Origin of the sequence: Massilia sp. Mn16-1_5 (assembly GCF_004798585.1) — a bacterium.
Lineage (GTDB): Bacteria > Pseudomonadota > Gammaproteobacteria > Burkholderiales > Burkholderiaceae_D > Telluria.
The window spans coordinates 1-481 of record NZ_PPXQ01000066.1; the positions used below are offsets into that span (position 1 = coordinate 1).

Genomic DNA, 481 nt, shown 5'->3' on the forward strand with positions numbered 1-481 from the left:
CCTATCCTGACTACAAGGGTATCTAATCCTGTTTGCTCCCCACGCTTTCGTGCATGAGCGTCAGTGTTATCCCAGGAGGCTGCCTTCGCCATCGGTGTTCCTCCGCATATCTACGCATTTCACTGCTACACGCGGAATTCCACCTCCCTCTGACACACTCTAGCCCGGTAGTTAAAAATGCAGTTCCAAAGTTAAGCTCTGGGATTTCACATCTTTCTTTCCGAACCGCCTGCGCACGCTTTACGCCCAGTAATTCCGATTAACGCTTGCACCCTACGTATTACCGCGGCTGCTGGCACGTAGTTAGCCGGTGCTTATTCTGCAGGTACCGTCAGTTTCACGGGGTATTAACCCATGACGTTTCTTTCCTGCCAAAAGTGCTTTACAACCCGAAGGCCTTCATCGCACACGCGGGATGGCTGGATCAGGGTTTCCCCCATTGTCCAAAATTCCCCACTGCTGCCTCCCGTAGGACGAATTC

General features: G+C 52.4%; 1 rRNA gene. It reads right to left on the reverse strand.

From position 1 onward, the window contains the following. Positions 1-481, reverse strand: a 16S ribosomal RNA gene (locus C2862_RS25570); the annotation flags it as partial.